We start from the raw sequence: 19,304 nt of genomic DNA, 5'->3' as shown, positions 1-19,304 counted from the left end.
CAACCACCCCGCGCAAAGCAATCACCGATTGCAATGGACAGGCAGAAACGGACTGGGGGCGCCGTGCCAGGAGATCAGCAGTGCGTCGCGGGCACGGGTGGCGGCCACGAAGAGCAGGTTGCGACTCTGCTTCAGTTCCCGCTCGTAGCGCTTGGAGTCGGTGTGCGCGAACTTCTCGATCAGTGCCGTGCGCGGCAGGATGCCGTCACTTGCGCCGATGATGGCGAGCTTCTGGTACTCCAGGCCCTTGAACCGGTGCATGGTGCCGATGTGTACCTCGCCACCGCCTTGCGGACCGTCCTTGGTCAGGGTCGCGGTGGTGATGCCGTGCTTCAGTGACAGATCGGCGGCGACGCGGCCGGCCATGTCGCCGTCCGCGACGCAAACCGCCATGGCGCCGCTGGGATCGCGAACGGTGCCGTCCTCGCCGGGTCGGGTGATCTCCTGGCGCCACAGTTTCAACCTGGCGGCGAGCTGGGTGATCTCGCCGTCCCAGTCCGCGCAGGCGACGAACTCCGGTGCAGGGCCGCGGAGCAGCGAATGGTAGCCGCTGAGGTTCTCGGTGCCGTCGTCGAGGTCGTCGTAGGTGGAGTCTCCGACGACCTTGGCGGCCTGATCGAGGATCTCCTGCGTGGTCCGGTAGCTCAGGGTCAGCTTGGATGCTCTGCCCCGGATGTTGATCCCGACGGTGGAGAGGGTCACCTGGCGGTCGTAGATCCGCTGGTGGGTGTCGCCGGCGATGAACAGGTCGTTCGGGCCGGGGGCGGCCATCGCGCGCAGCATCTTCCAGTGGGCAGCGCTGAGGTCCTGGGCCTCGTCGACCACGATGTGCCGGTAGCGGTGGCGGAGGTAGCGGACCGCGGAGCTGTGATCGTCGCGGTGGATCAGGTCGCCGCCGCCGATCTCGGCCTTCAGCTCGGCGCGCTCCTGGATCTTGCGGGCGCGCTCCATCTCGTAGCGCGCGGCGCGCTCCGCGGACTGGGCCCAGGTCTCGCGCTTCATGCTGTTCAGACGCAGCGTGAACTGCTCCAGCACCTGCCACACGCCTCCGCGCTCGGGGCGTGTCAGGGCGCGGCCCATGCCCGGACGCCGGGCCTTGAAGTACTCCTGCCGGGTGGCGAGCGACTGGCCCAGGATCACCTGTTCCCACTCGTCGAAGAGGAACTCCGCGTCCCAGCGCCGCTGTTCGTCGAACTCGAACAGGACCTCACCGAGGACCTCCTTCGCCTGGGCGTCGCCGATCAGCGAGCGCTGGGCGCCGGCGGCGCTGTTCTCGTTGAGGACGCCCTGGGCCAGGTTGTCGATGTGCTTGATGTCCACGCGAGCGAGCAGCTCCGGGGGGACGAGGGAGCTGAGCCGGGACCGCAGGTCGGCGGTGAGGTTCTTGGTGTACGTGGTCAGCAGGATCGGCTTGTCCCGGCCGGGCTGGAGCTGTCCGGCGAGCCGCGCGGTGCGGTGCAGCGCGACGATGGTCTTGCCGGTGCCCGGGCCTCCGCTGACCCGGGCCGGACCGCTGTAGTTCCGCTCGACGATCTTGCGCTGGGTGGGGTGGAGGTAGACCTTCCAGGCCCGGAAGTCGCCCTCCGCGAGCACGTTGCGCAGGTCGTCGTCGACGGTGGTGACCGCAGTACGGATGAGGGCAGCGCCCATGTCGTCCTCGAAGCCCTCTTCGAGGACGGTGGAGGCGGGGCGAGTGATCTCGCTCTCCACCTCGTCGACGCTCATGCCGGCGCCCAGGCCGGTGAGCACTTCGGCGGTGAGGCGCGGCGCACCGGCGACGAGGTGGTCAAGCTCGTCATCGGTGGTGACCAGGAGGGCCACCTCGACAAGGGCTTCCGCGACGCCGAGACGGCGGAGGTCATCGGCGGTGCAGGCGGCAAGCAGCGGCTCTGCGGAGAGCTCGACGGCCGAGGGTGCGACAACGGGGGCCGCAGCGGCGACGGGTTCGGCCGCGGCCTCCGACCCGCCCCGCTCCGCCGGGTCGGGGGTGAGCTGGATGCCGGCCCGCTTGAGCACGCTCTGGCCGACGACGCCGAGGTCGACGAACTCGATCTCTCCGGTGATCCGGTTGATGGCGACGCTGAGCTCTTCGTAGACGTGCTTGCGGTGCCGCACAGCAACGACGAGCCACTGCTCGACGTCGTCCGGGCCCACGCCGACGGGGGCGAGGAGCGCGCGGTATGACGGGTCGATCTTGGCACGGTAGATGCGGCGGTCGCCCTTGAGGGGCTTGAGGTCGAGCTTGGGGTGCCCCGGATCGTTCCGGAACAGGTGGCAGAAGTCGTAGAACTTGGTCTTGACCGACGAGTCCATCTTGTAGAGCTCGTTCTCGGCCTTCTGGTACAGGCTCAGGCGTGCGGTCATCGTGCGGCACTCGGTTCGTGGGAGTCGGGACGGTCTGCGGCATCGGGGAGGACTGCGAGCAGGTCGTCGAGCCGGTCGAGCCATTCCTCGGCCGAGCGTACGGTGAAGCCCTCGTCGCGGTAGGCCTGCCAGGTCCTGTCGTGTTCTTGGTCCTCGCCGTCGTACGGGTCGGCCATGACGGCGATCCGCACGCCCTCGTCAGCCCAGACGAGGTCGGCGAGCCAGCCGCGGTCGCCGAGTTCGTAGCCGTAGACGGGTGCCTTCCTGCCGCGGTCGGCCAGGGCGTGGGCGAGGCGGGCGAGGGGGGCGTCCGGTTCGTCCTCGTCCAGGTAGCCGAGGATCTCCCGGTCCCACAGTAGGTCCCGCAGGGCGGCTTCCAGCGGGGTCTCGTCCAGCAGGTCGGCCGGTGCGGCAGGGACGGCCTGTGGTGTGCGCGCGCCCTCGTCGAACTGGACGACCAGGGACTCGAGTTCGCCGATCCCGCCGAACGCCTTGAGCGTGCCGAGGTCGAACAGGCCCGCTCCGGAGGTGGTGAGCTGGACGCCGTCGCCGCCGGCGTGGGCGAGGAACTGCAGCAGGTTGGACCACTGGAGCCAGGCCCGCCACCGGTCCTTGTGCTCCGGGGTTTCGAGCTGGTCGGTCTCCGTGTCGTCGAGGCACACCAGCGCCGTCCAGCGACCGGTGGCGCCGTCGACCATGAAGGCGACGGGCAGTCCGGACTTGTCGGTGGCCCGGAACAGGTTGACCGTCCCGCTCCCGGCCACCGGGGCCGGGTCGGTGCCGTCGCTCCGCCCCCAGGCCTCGAGGAGCGTCGCGAGCACCCGGTGTGCCTGCTCCGTCGAGCCGTTGCCCACGAGCGGCACACGGTCGGCGCCGAGCAGCCCGCCCACGACGGACGTGGCCCGCCTGCCCCAAGCGGCGTCGTCGGGGCTGCGCAGGTAGGCGAGAAGCTGGCTCATCGGGTCGAGGAAGACGGTGGAGTCCAGGTCGTCCAGGCCGTGCTCGGCGTGCAGCTGCTTGGCCAGGGCCCGGGCCCGGTACTCGTACGGCGGCCACACCGGTTCGACCGCTTCGCGGTCCCCCGTGTGCACGCCCGTGTGCTGTTCGAAGGCGGCCAGGTCGTCCCAGGTGAGCTGGAAGACGGCGTGCCCCTGCGCTCGCAGCCGGTTGCGCTTGTCCGCGTCGCCCGCGAGCCGGTTGTGGCGGCGGGAGGCGTGGAATCGGCGGCCGTCGAGGTACACCGTCACCTTCCGCTTCAGGCCCTCGGTACGTTCGAAGGTGAAGTCGGTGCGGGTGAAGCCCTCGCTGCGCTGCGCGGTGAGGCGCCAGCCGTGGACCTCGGCCGAGTCCTTGAGCCGGAGGTACCCGCTGTTGTCGCCGCTCTCGTCGAGCGAGGCGTCGCTGCCCCGCTTCTCGGCCCAGGCCCGCAGGACGGTGAGGAAGCGCGCCTCCAGGTCGGACTCGACCTGTCCGTCCAGCCCGATCTGGTCCGTGTTGCCGACCTCCTGGGTGGTCCAGGCGTCGGCCCCCCGGCCGAGGAGGTCGTCGAGGATGTCGAGCGCCGCCTGCCGGGACACCGCTTCGATGTGCCGTTCGTCGGTGTAGCGGTACAGGCAGCGGTGGCAGGCGGGCCGGTTCTCCTGAGTACACGGGCAGTCGACGAGGAGGGTCCGCGCGTCTTCGAGGACCTGGCGGAAGGCGGCCGGGGCGGTGAGCCGGTCGAGGTAGCCCGTGCCGTGCGGAAGGCGGTCGTAGAGGACGAGGAAGTGCCTCGTCTCGTCGGTGTCGCGGTCGGGCATGGTGGCGAGGCAGGAGTCCAGGTGCTGGGGGTCCCCACCGAAGGCGCGGTCGACGCCGAGCCGCAGCGCGGCCTGGAAGGAGTACACCTTCTCGTCGACCAGAACGGTCGCCGCGGGGAGCAGGATTCGCAGCGCCTCGGTCTCCAGCTCATGGGCGAGCAACACCTGTTCCTGTGCCACTGCCCTCGTGCCGCGCCGGTGCGGGCACCAGGGCGTGTGGTGCTTGAGAGCGCTCTGGCGGTTGGCCGAGATGTCGACGGCGTCGCGGTCGTCGTCGAACACCGGTTGCCCGTCCGCGCTCGCCGCGCCGCATGCGGTACACACCTGGAAGGGGGCTATCCGTACCGGTCGCCCGGCAAGCCGGTCGCCCTCCTGGGCTCCGATCCTGAGCGGCCCGACGTTAACCCGCCGGATCACGGCACGTCGGGTGTAGTCGACGCCGAACACCTCGCCGGTGTGCCGCCAGGAGGTCTTGGGCACGAAGTCGCCGGGTGCGATGTCGACCATGTCGACGACGCTGTAGAACCGCCGGTCGCGGTCGTCGCTCTCGTCCCCGATACGGGCGTCCTCACGCTTGGCGCGGGCGGTGACCGTCGTCGGCTGGACGACCTGCCACAGGCTCCCGGAGTCGGCGATGCCGGCGTCCCCGCAGCGCGGACACGGTGAGATGTCCTGCTGGGCGTTGTGCGTGCGCACGTGGCCGCAGGAGGGGCAGAACCGCCAGTACCGCCAGTCGTGCTCCTGGCCCGTGACGATGTCGATGCCGGTGATGCGGTGCTTGTAGCCCCCCGCGTAGAAGGTGTTGCCGGGGGCGAGTTCGGCGATGGCGAAGGACCGCGGACGTTCGTAGGGGTACGTCTTCGACTTGTACGTCTCCTGCCCTGTGCCGGTCTTCCCCTCCGGCCAGTAGAGCGTGGCGGACAGGGTGGTCGTCGAGTCGATCAGCGCGTAGTTCGGGAGCAGCCCGAGGTCGCACAGGACTGTCTGCGCGGGCTGGCGCAGCCTGGCCCCACCCCTTTTCGACAGGGCCCGCGCCTCGGCCTCCAACTCGCCCTTCGTCCGGGCCTGTTCCTCATCGCCGTCCTTCAGGTCGTCGATGGCCGAGCGGATCGTACGGATACGGTCGCGCAGCTTCTGGCTCTCACGCTCCCAGTCGCGCTCGGCCCGCTCGACCGCGCTGCGCAGGCGGCGCACCGCGTACTTCGTCAGCTCGGCCCTGGCGTTCTCGCTCACGCCGACCGGGAACAGGTCGAGGAAGCCGCGGACCAGCTCCTCGCCGTGGGCTAGGGCGGCGGCGACAAAGTCCGCGAGGTAGCCGGACGGGCCGAACAGCTCGTCCACCCGGCGTGGCAGCGCGGCCAGCGGCCTGCCGTCCTCGCGCAGCAACCGGCCGCGGGCCGCGAGGTCGAGCAGGTGGGCGGTGTACTGGCGGCGCAGGATTTCCACGGCCGACAGGTACGAGCCGGGCGGCACGATCTGCCCGTCGATCATGTCGCGCGGCCGGTCCAGGAAGTACAGGTCGCGGCGCGAGCGGTCCGGGATGGTCAGTATGAACGCGTTGCCGGTGCGGCGGCCGGCCCGGCCCGCCTGCTGGGTGTAGTTGGCGGGGCGGTGCGGCAGGGCCCCGAGCACGACGGCCGACAGGTCGCCGATGTCGATGCCCATCTCCAGGGTCGGGGTACAGGACAGCACGTTGGGGTCGTTGAAGCCCTCGCCCTTGCGGAACGCCTCCTCGACGTGCTCGCGCTTGCCCCGGGAGAGCAGGCCGGTGTGCTCCGCGGTGATCACCTGGAAGACGCCGGCCCGCCGGTAGAGGCCACGGTAGTAGTCGTCGCGGTAGTCCCGGTCCCGGTCGTGCCGGTCGACGGTCTCCTGCCAGCGGTCGCCCGCGACGAGCCGCCCGGAGGCGCAACGGTACGCGGGGCAGGGCTGGTCGTGGTAGCGGGACAGCAGCGACGGGTGCACGGTCTGCTCCCAGAAGCACCTGGGGCAGCGCACGTACGCGATGTTGACCTGCTCGTCGGAGAGCAACTGGATCTGCACGGAGCCGGGTTGGAGGCCGTAGATCCGAGCCGCCGAGTCTCCCGGTGTACGGACGGCGAGCAGCCCGGCCTCGGCGAGCCGGGGCAGCAGGCGGAGCCAGAACTCGTCCGCCTGCTCACGGGTCAGGCCCAGGCAGCGCTGCGCCCACGTCTCGTACCAGGACAGGCGCCCGGCGGCGACGTCGAACTCGCTGTTGGGCTTCGGCTTGGCGAGCAGGAAGGTCGGGGCCGAAACTCCCTTGGGGAACGCCTTCATGCCAGGTGGGCGGCCGCCCCAGATGAAGAACCGGCTGGTCCCGGCCTCGTCGAGGTACTTCCCCAGCCAACGATGGCCGATCGCGCCACGGGTGCGCAGCCGATCGAGGAAGCCCTGCAGGAAGGCGAGGTAGCGGTCGTCCTCGTGGGAGGTCGGAACGAGGCCCCGGTCCGCCGTCTCCTCGTGGGCGGTGCGGACCAACACGATCGCCGCCTGCTGGTCCGGGACAGCGGCGAACGCCGCGGCGGTGCGGGTGAGTTCGAGGGTACGGCCATTGCGGGAGCGGTGGCCGAACTCCATCACGGCCTCGAAGGCGAACCGCTCCCCGATCAGGTCCCAGGTCCGCTTGTCCCCGCCGCGCCCGGCGCCCGACAGCAGGCGGGCCACACCCGTGTCGTCGTGCAGGTCAGGCGGGACGACGGCGGCCAGGGTCTTGCGGTCGGTCGTCGCCTCGACCACGTCGGCCACCAGGTCGTTGAGCGCGGTGGGCCGGTGCTCGCTCAGGTGCTGGGCGAACAGGGCGCGCAGCGAGAAGGTGTAGGACCGGGAGGCGACGAAGCCGGCCCGGTGCGCGGCGTCCTGCACCGAGTCGTTGAACATCAGCGTCTTGGTCTCACGCTGGTCCTCGTCCATCTCCCCGCCGGTGAACAGCTGGGTGACGGACGCCGCCGCGAGCGCCGCTGAGCCGGTGCCGAGGAAGCGGATCGCGTTGTGGGTGCCGCAGGCCGGGCACCAGTCGTCCTGCGCCGCGCGCTCGGCGCGCTCGCCCAGCTGGACGAGGACGAAGGCCGCGTCCGCACCCCGGGGTCGGGGATCGCCCTCGGCGGTGTAGTCGTCGGCCGGGTCCGGCAGCCGGAGCCGGCGGTCGGGGCCGTCCAACACCATCAGCACGCCCGCACCGCCGGTGGTCAGCGACCGCTGGGCCGCCGGGTCCATCGGGGCACGGCCGCTACCCTCCATGGCCTCCTTGTCGGTGGCCGCGATCAGGGTCCGGATCTTCGCCTTGTCGGCGGTCACCGAGGCGCGCCGGATCTTGTGGGACTCGAAGCTCAACTCCTCGACATCCGACTCGGGCGCCAGCGCCGACCAGCCGGAACGACCGCACTCGCGGCAGTACACCGCCGGAAGGAACAGCTGGGTCTCACGGGGGCCGGTGGTGTCCGGCGTCGTCCGCGCCGGGGCCTGCGCCCCGGTCGCGTCCCAGGCGAAGGAGGCCTGGGGCCACGGCTGGACACCGCGCAGCATCCGGGTCACCGACCGCGCCCACTGGTGCACCTCCACCTGCACCAGCGGACGGCTGCTCCCGACGGGCTCGTCCGGATCCCGGGCGACGGACAGCAGGGCGACGAACCGGGCCAGGGCGAGTGCCGCCACGTCGGGCCGGGTGGTGATCACCTCGTCCCAACTGGCGGCCCCATGGCGCCGCATGACGTCCAGGATCTCGTCGTAGCTGTGCACCGTGCCGTCGAACGCGGACAGCACGGCGTAGGTGAGCCTGTTCCGCTTGAGCGCCGCGCCCAGTTCCCGGCTATCGAGCGCACCGGACGCGTCGAACCGGCTCCCGGTGACGGCCTCGGCGAGTGCGGCCAGTGCCGCGTCGCCGGAGGCGGGGTCCGGAAGTATGGTGAGCACTTCGGGCGTGGGTACCCGGCCGGGCAGGAACCTGGCGTCCGGGACCGTCTCGTCGAGCATGAACTCGTCGACGGTAAGCCGGTCCTCGCCGACGACGGCGTCCTCGGTGAACTCGGTGCCGAAGACGTGCGCGGCGACGTCGAGCAGCTGACGCACCCCGTCCGCGTCGGTTCCGGACGCGAGGGTCGCGGAGGTGGCGACCGGGGTGATCGTCCCCAGCGGCTTGCCGGGCTGCGTCGCCCCGACGGCGGAGGCCAGGCGGCGCAGCAGCATCGCCACGTCGGTGCCCTGCGCGCCGTCGTAGGTGTGGAACTCGTCCACCACGACGTAGCGGATGTCGCTGCCGTCCCACAGCGAGGCGTCCGCGGAGCGCTGCAGCAGCAGGTCCAGCATCTTGTAGTTGGTGATCAGGATGTCCGGCGGGGACAACTGCATGTCCTGCCGGCGGGTGTAGACGTAGTCGTAGTGCGTCGCCGCCTCGTCGCCGATGTACAGGCCTGCGCGGACTCCCTGGAGCGCGCCCTTCTCGGCGTCCAGCAGGTCGTTGATGCGTCCCGCCTGGTCGGTGGCGAGGGCGTTCATCGGGTACAGGAAGACGGCCTTGACACCGGCGTTCCCGGCCGCGCGCTCGCGGGCGCAGTGGTCGAGCACCGGGTAGAGGAACGACTCCGTCTTGCCGGAGCCGGTACCGGTGGTGACCAGGGTCGGCTGCGGGGTGTGCCCGTCCTTCGTGGTGAGCCGGGCGAAGGCGCGGGCCTGGTGCGCGTACGGCGACCAGCCGCCGGCCCGGTGCCAGTCCAGGTGCTGCTGCCAGCCGTCCTGGGCGCGCGCGAACGGCGTGCGCAGGCGGAGGTACGGGCCACGGAACATGCCCGTGGCCTCGTCCCCGAGGAAGGTGTGAAGGGCCTTGCGGGCACCCTCGTCGGCCAGGCCGTAGGTGGTGGAGAGGTACTGGAGCAGGCTCTCCTTGAGCCCCTGCGCTTCGAGAGTCGGCCTCACGGCTTCGGGACCTCCATCGTCGTCGGGTCCCACAAGCCCTTGGCCACGGCATCGTTCAGGCGCTCGGTGAAGTGGGCGTGAGCGCGGCGCATCTCGGCTTCGCGGTCGGCCTTGTAGAAGGGTGCAGCGTACCCGTCGGGGACGGGATTCTTCGCGGGGTCCTCCTGGTAGAGCTCGAACTGCTGCCAGTGCTCCTTGGTCTGGTCGAAGCCGTAGGTGTAGCGGTCACCCGCGATCTTGCGCTCGTTGGCGTCGAACCAGGTGACGCGGTCGAAGTCCTGCATGATCGGAAACCGTGCCCGGTGCATGACGATGAGCGTGTCGGCGTCGATGCCGAGCCAGACAGCAGCGATCGCATCGATCTCGACGAGGGCTGCACGACGCGCGTATTCGGAGCGAAGGGGTGTATCCCGCTGCCAGGACGGGGCTACGGCGTGCAACTGGGTCTTCATGCCGGGCCACTCGATCGCCCAGGGCTCGTACCCGGCCCAGCTGGGCTCGTAGAGCTCTTCCCAGAGATCGCCGTAAGCGGTGGTCAAGGAGTTCAGCCGGAGGGTGCGCAGGAGGAGGGCAGAGGCGAGAGGGTGGTCGGGCTGCGCCTGCGGCAGGCGCTTGGCCTGGGCAACGTCCAGATGCCCGACACCCGCCGTACGAAGGAGGTAGTCCACCGGCAATGCAGCCATGAAGCCAGCTGCAAGAGCGGTCAGTCGAGGTGTGCCGAAACGCGCTGAACGCACCGCGTGGATGTGCGTCGTCCCCTGCGGAATCAAGGCCCCGTACAGAGCGCGCTCGGTATCTGGCGCGACTCTCTCACGCCACGCCAGACGGTACCACCCGCTGTGCGGCGCGCAAGCCTTGTCAAGCAGAACTTCCTCGATCTCCATTTCTGTGACCTCATCGGGGCCTACCTTCCGCTTCCGAGCGGCTTCCAGCCGTGCTGCCGCCCGTTCCTCCTGCGAAGCCAGCAACTCTTCGTAGATCTCCCAGTCCGCCCAGCGATCCTGTTCTCCCTGGAACACTCCCACCGGAGCCACCCGCCGGTACTCCGACTCCGGCACCGCGTCGTCCGCGAGCGCCCGCGGGTCCAGGCCGCGCGTCTCGCCGCCGCCCTGGCTGGGCTGCTTGAACATCGGGTTGGCGACCCCGAGCTGCGGGCCCTTGAGGATGACGTCCTCCCAAGACTCCGCGTGGTAATCCTCCTGGCCATCGATGCCGGTGTTGTAGTCGATGAGCCGCACGTTCTTGCCGGGGCCGAACTTAGCCTTCTTCGCGCCGCTTTCGTCGTATCCCCGAGTGATATCCGGCCCCAGGGCGCCGAGCCGCAACGGGTACAGGCCCAGTGCGTCGATCGCCGGATCCTCGGCTGTGCTCACCGGCGTGAGCAGACGCGTGTGCTCCACCGGTCCCGCATCACCGGCGAGGCGCTGCCAGCGCCGCAGAGTGTCCGGGGTGACACGGATGACCCGTTTCGGGTGCGGGCGCTCATCCCAGTCGCCCCGGTACTTCACCCCAGGGTCTTCGTCGTCCTTCTCGACGACGGCGACGGCCGACAATCGCAGGGTGTCGACCGTGAACAGCCAGGACAGCGAGTCAAAGGCGATGTCCCCCGCACTGCCGTAGATGTGCACGCCGAAGTGGCTCGACCGACCCACCGGCGAGGGGAAGAACCGGTTACCCGCGTTGACAAAGTCGCCGTGCACCCGCAGCCGCGTGTAGGCGGCTGCCCGCAGACTCGCCTCCTTGTCACCTGCGAAGTGCGTGTCCGGGTGCACCATTCCTGCCGTGCCGTCGACGCCCGCGTGGTCCCACACCTCGCACATGAATGCGCGATACAGGTCGGGCTGGCTCCCCGAGATCAATGGATAGATGGGGCCAGCCGCGAGGTAGGACGCTGTCGTCACCGTGTTCGTAGCCTCACCCAGCAGGTATTCCTGCACATCACTCTGCCCGAGCTCGACCTCCCGCCGACGGGCCTTCTCCTCGGCCTTCGGCTTCTCCGTGAGCACGAACCACGGCTCGAACTCGGCGAGGACCGGGCCCTCCTTCCACTCCGGCCGTACCCACGGCGGGTTGCCGACCTGAAGGTCGAACCCTCCGGACCGCCCCGTGAAGACCCCGGCGTAGTCCAACTCCCAATGCAAGAAGCCCTGTTCCGCCGCGATATCGCGGACGGTCCGCATCCACGGGTATCGGGTCTCGACGGCTCGGCGGGCGTCATCCATACCCATCTCGGCCTCGACCAGCTTCTCCAGATCCTTCAACTTGGCCAGCGAGTCCACGGACGTCGCGAACGTCCCCTCAGGCACCTCACCCGTCCCGACCATGGACTCCAGGAACGCGAGCCAGTCGTCGAGGCCGGTCAGCGCGATGACGTCCCGGCGGCGCACCGGCCCGCCCGCGCTTCCCCTACGGCCGGACGACGCCCCGGCCTTCTTGATCTCCCGCCGCTCGACGAGGTCATCCTCACCCTCGCCAAAGGCCAACTGGTCTCCGGGCAGAGCAAACAGCAGCCCGTGCTCCACGAAGGCCGGCTCGGCTTCGGCCACCGGCTCCGCAGCCGCCCCTGTGGTTGGCGCCACTCCGGAGGACAGCAGGGCATCCAGATCGACGACCGGCGCGGTGGCGTACTCGGGATCAGAGCCGTCCAGCAGGCCCACCTTGTCCAACGGCCAGAACCACAGCGCGCACCAGGCGTCCATGACTTGCTTCAGCCGCCAGTACGGCGAACCCTCCGCCGCGAACAGGTCCTTGAAGACCTGCTCCTTGGTCAGCGGCAGCGTGCCGCCCGCGCTCTCCTTGTCCCGGCGGAGGAAGGCGTACTCCTCGGCGTCCTCCGGTCGGTCGGCACCCCAGACATCGATGGTGCGGGCAATCTCCTGCTCGCTCAGTTCCAGTCGCTTGGCGACCAGCCCCCACAGGTACTCCACCCGCTCCGCGACCGCCTGGAGCCTGGCCAGCTGGCTGCCCTTGCCTCCGGCGGTCTTCGGCTTCGTCGCCACCGCCTTCTTCCAGGCCTTCAGGGCATCGAGTTGTTCACCGGCAAGCTGCTCGACCAGCTTCTTCGCGTCACCGCCGGCACCCGCGACCGAGCCCCACTCGGGCGAGGGCAGCAGGAACTGGTGCACCGCACCTTCCGGCAGCGGCTGCTCCGTGCCGTCCCCCGCCGACCGGAACGGCAGCTTGGCCGGCATCAGCGCGGCGACCGTCCGCTCCTTCTTGACGCGGTCGGCCGTGTACACCCAACGCCGCGCCCCGATCAGCGAGTTGCCGCGCCGCAGGTGCAGGCCGAACCAGGGCGCGCGCATGCCGGGGTGCATGGTGTTGAGCCACAGCGACACCTCGGCGAGTTCGACGCCGGTGGCGTTGAGGTCGACGCCGTACGCGTTGTGGAGGGCGATGTACGCCTTGACCTTCTGCTTCACCTCCAGCGCCTGCGAGGTGTCGAGGGTGAGGCCCAGCTCCTCCTGGCGGCGCTTCAGGTACACCTCGGCGACTTGGTTGATCGCCTCGTTGAGGAACGCGCCGGAGCCCAGGGCCGGTTCGCAGATCGTGAAGCGGAGCAGCTCGCTCGCCCGGGTGCGGACGATCCCGCCCTCCTCGTCCTTCCCCTGGTCGAGCCGGTGCTTCAGGGCCAGTTCGACGGTGACCTTGGTGAGCGACTCGGGGGTGTAGTACGAGGCCGAGGTCTCGCGGTCGCGTCCGGCAAGACGGTAGACGAAGGTGCCGGGCTCGTACTTCTTCGGGCCGCGCAGGCCGTGCTGTTCGGCGTCCTGCGCGGAGTAGACCACGTGGGTGTTGGCCGGGTAGTCGCTCAGGCGGTCGGCGGGGATGAGCCAGGAGCCCTTCTCCGGGTCGCCGTGCTGCTGGTTGCCGCTCTTCGAGCCCGGCTTGGCGACCTCGGCCAGCAGCCGCCCGTCGTCGATGATGCCGGTGTAGGACATCAGGCCCTCGTAGACGGCGCCGAGCTGGTTGATGCCGAGGTTGCGGTAGGAGATGAAGCCGCCCTGTCGGCCCTTTGCGCTCGCCTCCTTCATGGTCAGCAGGCGCAGCACCTCGTGCAGGGCCTCGTTGCGCAGCCGGAGGTCGAGCCACTTGGGGTACTCGTCCGCGCCGCCGTCAGCGTCAACGCGCGGGTCACGGACGCCGCGGCCGATGAGTGTGATGGCCTTCGGGTCGAAGAGTTCGCTGCGCAGCGGCTCGAAGCGCAGACCGCGCCGTTCGCTGCGTTCGCCGGCGGCCTTGTGGTCCTCGGGCTCGGTGCCGTGCGGGCGGTGGCCGTAGTTGACCTTGTTGAACAGGACGTCGAGCGAGGCGTGGAGGTGGAAGCCGTTCTTGCTCTCCTCGTCGACCAACTTCCGCTCACGGGAGACCAGTTCGCGCAATCGGGCGACGGAGTAGCCCGCCTCGTAGGTGGAGTCGTCGGCGGGCAGGATGCCCAGCTCGGGGCGGGCTTCGGCATACAGCAGGAAGAGGATGCGGTACAGGTAGCGCAGCGACTCGCGGGTCAGCTGCTTCGCGAACGGCCCGTGCCGCTCCGGGTCCTCGATCTGCCGAGGGGTGACCTTGTGTTCCTTGAGCCGGGCCAGCACCTCGTTGGCGATGATCTCGACCGAGCGCTGGAGGCCCTTGCGCAGCTCCGAGTTGACGCCGACGGCGTTCTCGCGGGACGCCTTGAGGAGGTCGTCCATCCGGCGGCCCTTGCCGTCCGGGCGGGGGGCCAGCATGTCGCGGGAGAAGAGCGCCGCGAGCAGGGCGAGCTCACCGGTCTTCTTGGTGTCGTTGCGCAGCAGCGCCGCGTCCACGCTCGCCGCGAGGTACCGGCCCTCGGACCAGGTGGTGCGGTCGGCGAGAACGATCACGCCACCGCAGAGCAGCAGCACGAACCGCGGCGCCTCGCCGCCGGGCTCGTGCAGTTCACTCTGGAAGAGCCAGCCGGCGAGCTTCTCGCCCGTACCGATCAGGCCCTCGGAGGTCTTGAGGGGGTTCAGCAGGCGGCCCGCGCCGTCGGCGTCGAGGGCGTCGTCGAGGTTGTCGGTCCACCCGCAGTCGAGGGCGACGATGCCGTCACCGTGCCAGGCGACGGGGAGTTCGTACGCACGGCCTGCGTTGTGCAGCGGCAGCACGCGGCCCGACGTGCCGTACCCGAGGGCGGCGAGCAGGCCGATGTGCCAGGCGGCGAGGCGCTCGGCCCGCTCTCCGACCGGGTCGTCGTCAGCAGCGAGGACCGGCCGGACCTGGCCCGCGTACTCGGTGTGCAGCTTGAGCAGCAGCTCGCGCGGGGTGGACCGGGTGTCGTGCTGGTCGGTCTCGCGGTAGGTCCACGTCGTGAACAGGCCCTCGTCGTCCGCCGACTTCTTCTTGAGGGTGTTCTCCAGTTCCTCGCTGAAGTAGTGGGCAGAGAGGTACTCGCCGCGGTTGGCGAAGGAGTCGAAGGTGTAGCTCATCGGGCGGACTCCTCGGCGCGGGCGGCGGTCGGTACGGCGGTGGATGCGGCGGAGTAGAGGGGTTCGAGGACGGCGAGGACCCGGATCATCGGATCACCGGAGGTGCGCATCCGCTGGACGAGCTCGCGGCGGTCGGTCGCGGTGTCCTCGACCTTCTCACGGCGGCGGTGCTGGTTTCCGGCGACTTCCAGCGCGATCTGCTCCCAGGTCTGGACGCGGTCCTCGTACGGGGCGAGGTAGCCGTCGATCAGCCGGTCGTACTCGGCCCGACGGGCCCGCAGATGGGCCTCGGCGGCGTCGACAGCGGCCGGCACGAGGGCCTTCAGGCCACTCTTGTCGAGGATCCGGTCGCGTCCCGGCATGTTCGGGCCGACGCCGCAGGCGGCGAGGAACGCCGAATCCATCCGCCAGACCCGGGGATCGGCGCCGTCGAGGCCGGTGACGGCCATCCATTCGACCACGGTCGGAGTGCCGGCGGCGTTGGAGTGGACGCCCTGCAGCAGGTAGACGGGGCCGTTCAGGGCGGCCGGCAGGTCGGGGTGGATGCGGGCGGCCCTGGCAGCGTCCGGCTGGTGGGCGAGGACGAACGCCTCGTCGTACTTGAGCTTGGCGAGGACCTTGTCCGTCACCCAGTCGAGGACCGGGTGGATGTCGGACACGTAGGAGACGTTCGGCCACTGCGAAGCGGTCTGCTCGGTCTTCCCCCGCTTCGCGTCGCGGGCCGCTTCGAGCCGCTCGGCCGCGTACTTCCGGTTGAAGGTGATGCTCAGCGCGCCGTCGTACTTGGACGTCGTGAGGATCTTCTCCTGGTCGAGGTAGGAGGCGGGCAGTGCGCGCAGCCGGTACTGGAGGTCGTCCGGCGGGGTGAACTCGACGCGGCCCCGGTCCGTGACGGGCTTCCAGCCCATGGCCTCACGCTCGGCCTGCGGGTAGACCAGGTCCATCGCGGCGTGGAAGTACGCCTCGGTGTCAGCGAACAAGTGCGGCACGTCCGCCTTGGGCACCGGGGGGATCCCCGCAGCGGCCGGCGCGGCCGACGGATCGGCGATCAGCGCGTTGACGTTCGCGAGGAGGCCCGCGAGGACGCCTCCCGCCTCCTGCCGGGACTGCTGGATGGAGCGCTCCGCCGTACCGCCCTTGATGAGGTCGCGGGTCAGGCGGTCGTCCTCCTTCTTGGCGTCGTACAGGCCGGTGACGGCCTCGGCGCAGCCCTCGCCCGTCTCGATCTCATGGGCCTGCGCCTCGCGGCGCAACAGCCGGACGCCGACCAGCCGGTCGTCGAGGGTGAGCTGCTCCCCAGTCGCCTCGTCGCGCCGCCACGGGACGTCGGCGGTCAGGGTGATCGCGCGAAACTCCGGGTTCTCGGCCTGACCGTAGCGGTCGATTCGGCCGTTGCGCTGCTCGATCCGGATCAACGACCACGGCAGGTCGTAGTGGACAAGGTCGTGGCACTGGTGGTGGAGGTTGACGCCTTCGGAGGCGATGTCGCCGGTGAACAGCAGCCGTACGGGCTCGTCGCGGCGGCCGAAGCGGTCGACGATCTCCCGCTGCTGGTCGTCGTTGGTGACGTCGCCGTGCATGACCTCGACCGCCCCGCCGTACGCCTTCCACGGGCGCGCCTTCTCCGCCAGGGCCGGCTTCGCCTTGAAGCCCAGCCGCTCCGGGACGACCTGCGCGAGCCACTCCAGCGTGGCGATCCGCTCCGAGAAGACCACGACCCGGCGTTCGGAGCGCGGGCCGACGCCGATCTCCTTCTTCAGCACGTCCACCAGCGCGTCCAGCTTGGCAGAGTCCTTGTCCTCGAACTCCGCGACGAGCGCTTCGAGTTCGGCGAGGGCTCGATGTTCCGCCGTGAACGCCTCGCGGGCCTTGGGAGCCGCCTCGGCGCGCCGCGGGTGCTCCAGGTAGGCACGGCGGTTGGCGAGCGACTTGCGCAGGGCGACGTGAGAGGAGAGAAACGCCTTGAGGAAGCCGTACGCCACCATCGGCTCGGCGCAGACAGAGGAGCGGGCGGAATCGCCGGGGGTCCATTCGGCGGCCAGCTTCTCCAGGACGGCCGTTTCCTTCGGCGTGGCCGGGGCCGGGACGGGAAGGGACGGGCCGCGTTCCGCCCACGGCTTGCCCTTCAGGCCCTCACGCACCTCGCGGTCGGTCTTGGTGCGGCGGATGTAGAGGTGCTCGAGGTCCGCGACCTTGTAGTTCTTGACGTCGGCGATCGCCGCCGGGTCGAGCATCCGGATGAGCTCGGCGAAGGACTCGGCCTCGCCGTTGTGCGGGGTCGCCGAGGCCAGGATCAGCGCGTCGGTGTTCTTGGCGAGCCGCTCTGCAAGACGGTTGTTCTGGGTTCCCTTGTTGACGAGGTTATGCGACTCGTCGATGACCACCGCGTCCCACACGGTGTTCTCCAAGTGGTGCGCGTAGGTGGCCGACTTGAGCGTGTCGACGGAGACGATCACCCGCTTGAAATGGGCGAAGGGGTTGCGCCCGGCGGGGATCTCCTGCTGGATGCGCTGGATGCCGGTGGAGTCCAGTCGCACCAGCGGCAGGGAGAACCGGGTCCACATCTCGCGCTGGAACTGTTCCAGGACATGGGCCGGTGTGACGACGAGAATGCGCTCCCCCCGGCCCCTCCGGATCAGCTCCGCCAGGGTGATGCCGATCTCCAGGGTCTTGCCGAGGCCGACCACGTCCGCGATCAGCAGCCGCGGCTGCGGGTTGCGCATGGAGAGCGCCCGCTCGGCCGGGCGTAGCTGGTACTCCTGGCGGTCCATCAGGAACGAGTCGGCCAGGGCGAGCCCGTGCTCGGTCTGCGGGAGCGCGGTCTTGCGGATCACCGCCTCCAGGTAGAGGCGGGCCTTGGCGTGCTTCGACGTCTCGTCCTCGACGAGGTCGGTCTTGCGCGGGTCGAGCACGTCGATCTGGTCGAGGCCCTGGTAGAACACGGCGTCTGTGCCCCGCACGAACGAGGAGACACCGCTGACTTCGACCATCAACCCGTCGCGGCTCTCGGTGACCGACTTGACGAGCCACTGCTCGTCCCGGATGCGGACCTGGGCGCCTGGGGCGAAGGTCGGCTTCGCCCCCGGCGGGAAGTGCGAGTCCTCGGCGGTGCCCGCAGCAGAATCGTCGGGCAATGGCGCCGTGGTCACGTTGTGCTCCTCGATGATGGTGTGCTCGGCGGTTCAGCGGTGCCGCCGTATCCGTGCCTACTGTCTACCGCAAGCGGTCGGGACTGGGCGAGGCACTCAGAGCTTCTGGCGCTCGGACCAGGTCAGCTGCCCACGGGCCGCGTACCGCTTGCGCAGTTCGTCGGCCACCCGCCGGGACGCGGGCGGACGGCCGGGGCGCGCGGCGGGGGGCCGGGGTTCTGTGAGCGGGCCTGCCGGTACGGGCGTCGGCCGGGCAGGGAGGTCACCCTCGGCGGGGCCGCTCTCCTCGGCGGGCGCGGCGTCGGCCCCGGGCCCGGCCTCCGGTTGCTCCCGCAGCAGCTTGTCGAGGGCCTCCAGGCGGTCCAGCATCAGGGCGTCCGGTTGCGGGAGGACCACCGGCGCGCCATCGGCCGGCCTGGTCTGCTGGATCAGTGCGTGGCGGGCCCGAGCCGGGCTGGTACCCAGTTCCCGCAGCAGGTCGGCGCAGTCCCTGATCACCTGGTCCAGGGTGGGGCGGTCGCCCGGATCGTACGCGAGCATCGAGGTCAGCAGCGGGGTGAGTTGCTCCGGCAGTCCGGACAGGTCGGGTCCGATGTCCCGGCTCACCACCTGCACCGCAATCGCCTCCCACCGCACTCCGTCGTAGGGTGCATGGCCCGTGGCGGCGTGCAGGAGGACCGTTCCCAACCCGTACACGTCCGCCGCCCCCGTCACCTCGGTCTCGCCACGCGCCTGCTCGGGCGGCATGCAGCGGACCGTGCCCAGCACGGTTCCGGGCCGGCTCATGGAGCCCTTCGACGCCTCCAGGAAGGCCCCGAGGCCGAAGTCAATGATCACCGGCCCGAAGTCGCCCAGGATGACATTGGACGCCTTGAGGTCCCGATGGAGCAGACCTGCCCCGTGCACCGCGGCCAGCCCCTCGGCAAGCAGCGCTCCCACACTCGCCACCAGCTGCGCCGGCAGCGGGCCCTGGTCCTTCACGACCTCGGTGAGCGGGCGGCCGGGCACATAGTCCATGGCCAGCCACGGCTGCTCGGCGAGCGGATCCGCATCGAGGAAACGCGCCACCCGACCCGTACCCGAGATGGTGCGCGCGATCTCCGCCTCCCGCTCGAAGCGGGCGCGGGAATGCGGGTCGATCTTGTCGGGCCTGATGACCTTGACCGCGACCGGGTCACCCGCGACGGAGTACGCCAGGTACACCGCCCCCATGCCTCCGGTGCCGAGGCACCGCTCGACGGCGTACGGGCCGATCCGCTGCGGCAGCACGGTACCTGTCACCAGCTTCCCCCCGGGTTCCACAGTGCCGACACGAACGCGATTCACGTGAGTGTCTCACCCGCCTCAGAAGGCTCTGCCAGGCGGTGTGGACACTGACGAACCACCCGCACAGCGTACCGATCGATATCGGCCCGGCAGAAGGTGCCGTCGTGCCAGCACTGCCGTGCTACGCGGCGCCCCCTCGGATACGAACATCTTCGCCGCTCAACCAATTCGAGGCAGCCCAAGCCACTCCGGTCGAGCGGGTAAGCGCAAGGGAGTCTCAGGAAGCGCCCCTGCATCCACCACCCTGGCCCACTTGGCCGGCACCCGGCGCACTTGACCGAAGGTCAAGTGCC

General features: G+C 70.1%; 5 protein-coding genes. All 5 read right to left on the bottom strand.

Annotated features, from left to right (window positions below; translation table 11 throughout):
- Positions 1 to 21: 21 nt before the first annotated feature.
- Positions 22 to 2,364 carry a UvrD-helicase domain-containing protein gene (locus ACFU7Z_RS08595; protein WP_380777020.1) on the bottom strand — a complete coding sequence of 781 codons (2,343 nt, stop codon included), beginning with the start codon at positions 2,362 to 2,364 and terminating at the stop codon, positions 22 to 24.
- Positions 2,361 to 9,092 (bottom strand): DEAD/DEAH box helicase, encoded by a 6,732-nt coding sequence (locus ACFU7Z_RS08590; protein ID WP_380777019.1) that lies wholly within the window; start codon positions 9,090 to 9,092, stop codon positions 2,361 to 2,363. The genes ACFU7Z_RS08595 and ACFU7Z_RS08590 overlap by 4 nt, the downstream gene beginning before the upstream one ends.
- Positions 9,089 to 14,536, bottom strand: coding sequence for a hypothetical protein (locus ACFU7Z_RS08585; protein ID WP_380777018.1), 5,448 nt, complete (start codon positions 14,534 to 14,536; stop codon positions 9,089 to 9,091). Before ACFU7Z_RS08585 ends, ACFU7Z_RS08590 begins: the two co-directional genes overlap by 4 nt.
- A complete protein-coding gene (locus ACFU7Z_RS08580) occupies positions 14,533 to 17,685 on the bottom strand; it encodes a DEAD/DEAH box helicase (RefSeq protein WP_380777017.1) in 3,153 nt (1,050 codons plus the stop codon). Before ACFU7Z_RS08580 ends, ACFU7Z_RS08585 begins: the two co-directional genes overlap by 4 nt.
- 96 nt (positions 17,686 to 17,781) lie before the next feature.
- Positions 17,782 to 18,966, bottom strand: a complete 1,185-nt coding sequence (locus ACFU7Z_RS08575) for a serine/threonine-protein kinase (protein WP_380777016.1) — start codon at positions 18,964 to 18,966, stop codon at positions 17,782 to 17,784.
- Positions 18,967 to 19,304: the final 338 nt, after the last annotated feature.

Source organism: Kitasatospora sp. NPDC057518, from assembly GCF_042802075.1.
Lineage (GTDB): Bacteria > Actinomycetota > Actinomycetes > Streptomycetales > Streptomycetaceae > Kitasatospora.
This window is presented reverse-complemented; position numbering and strand designations above follow the sequence as displayed.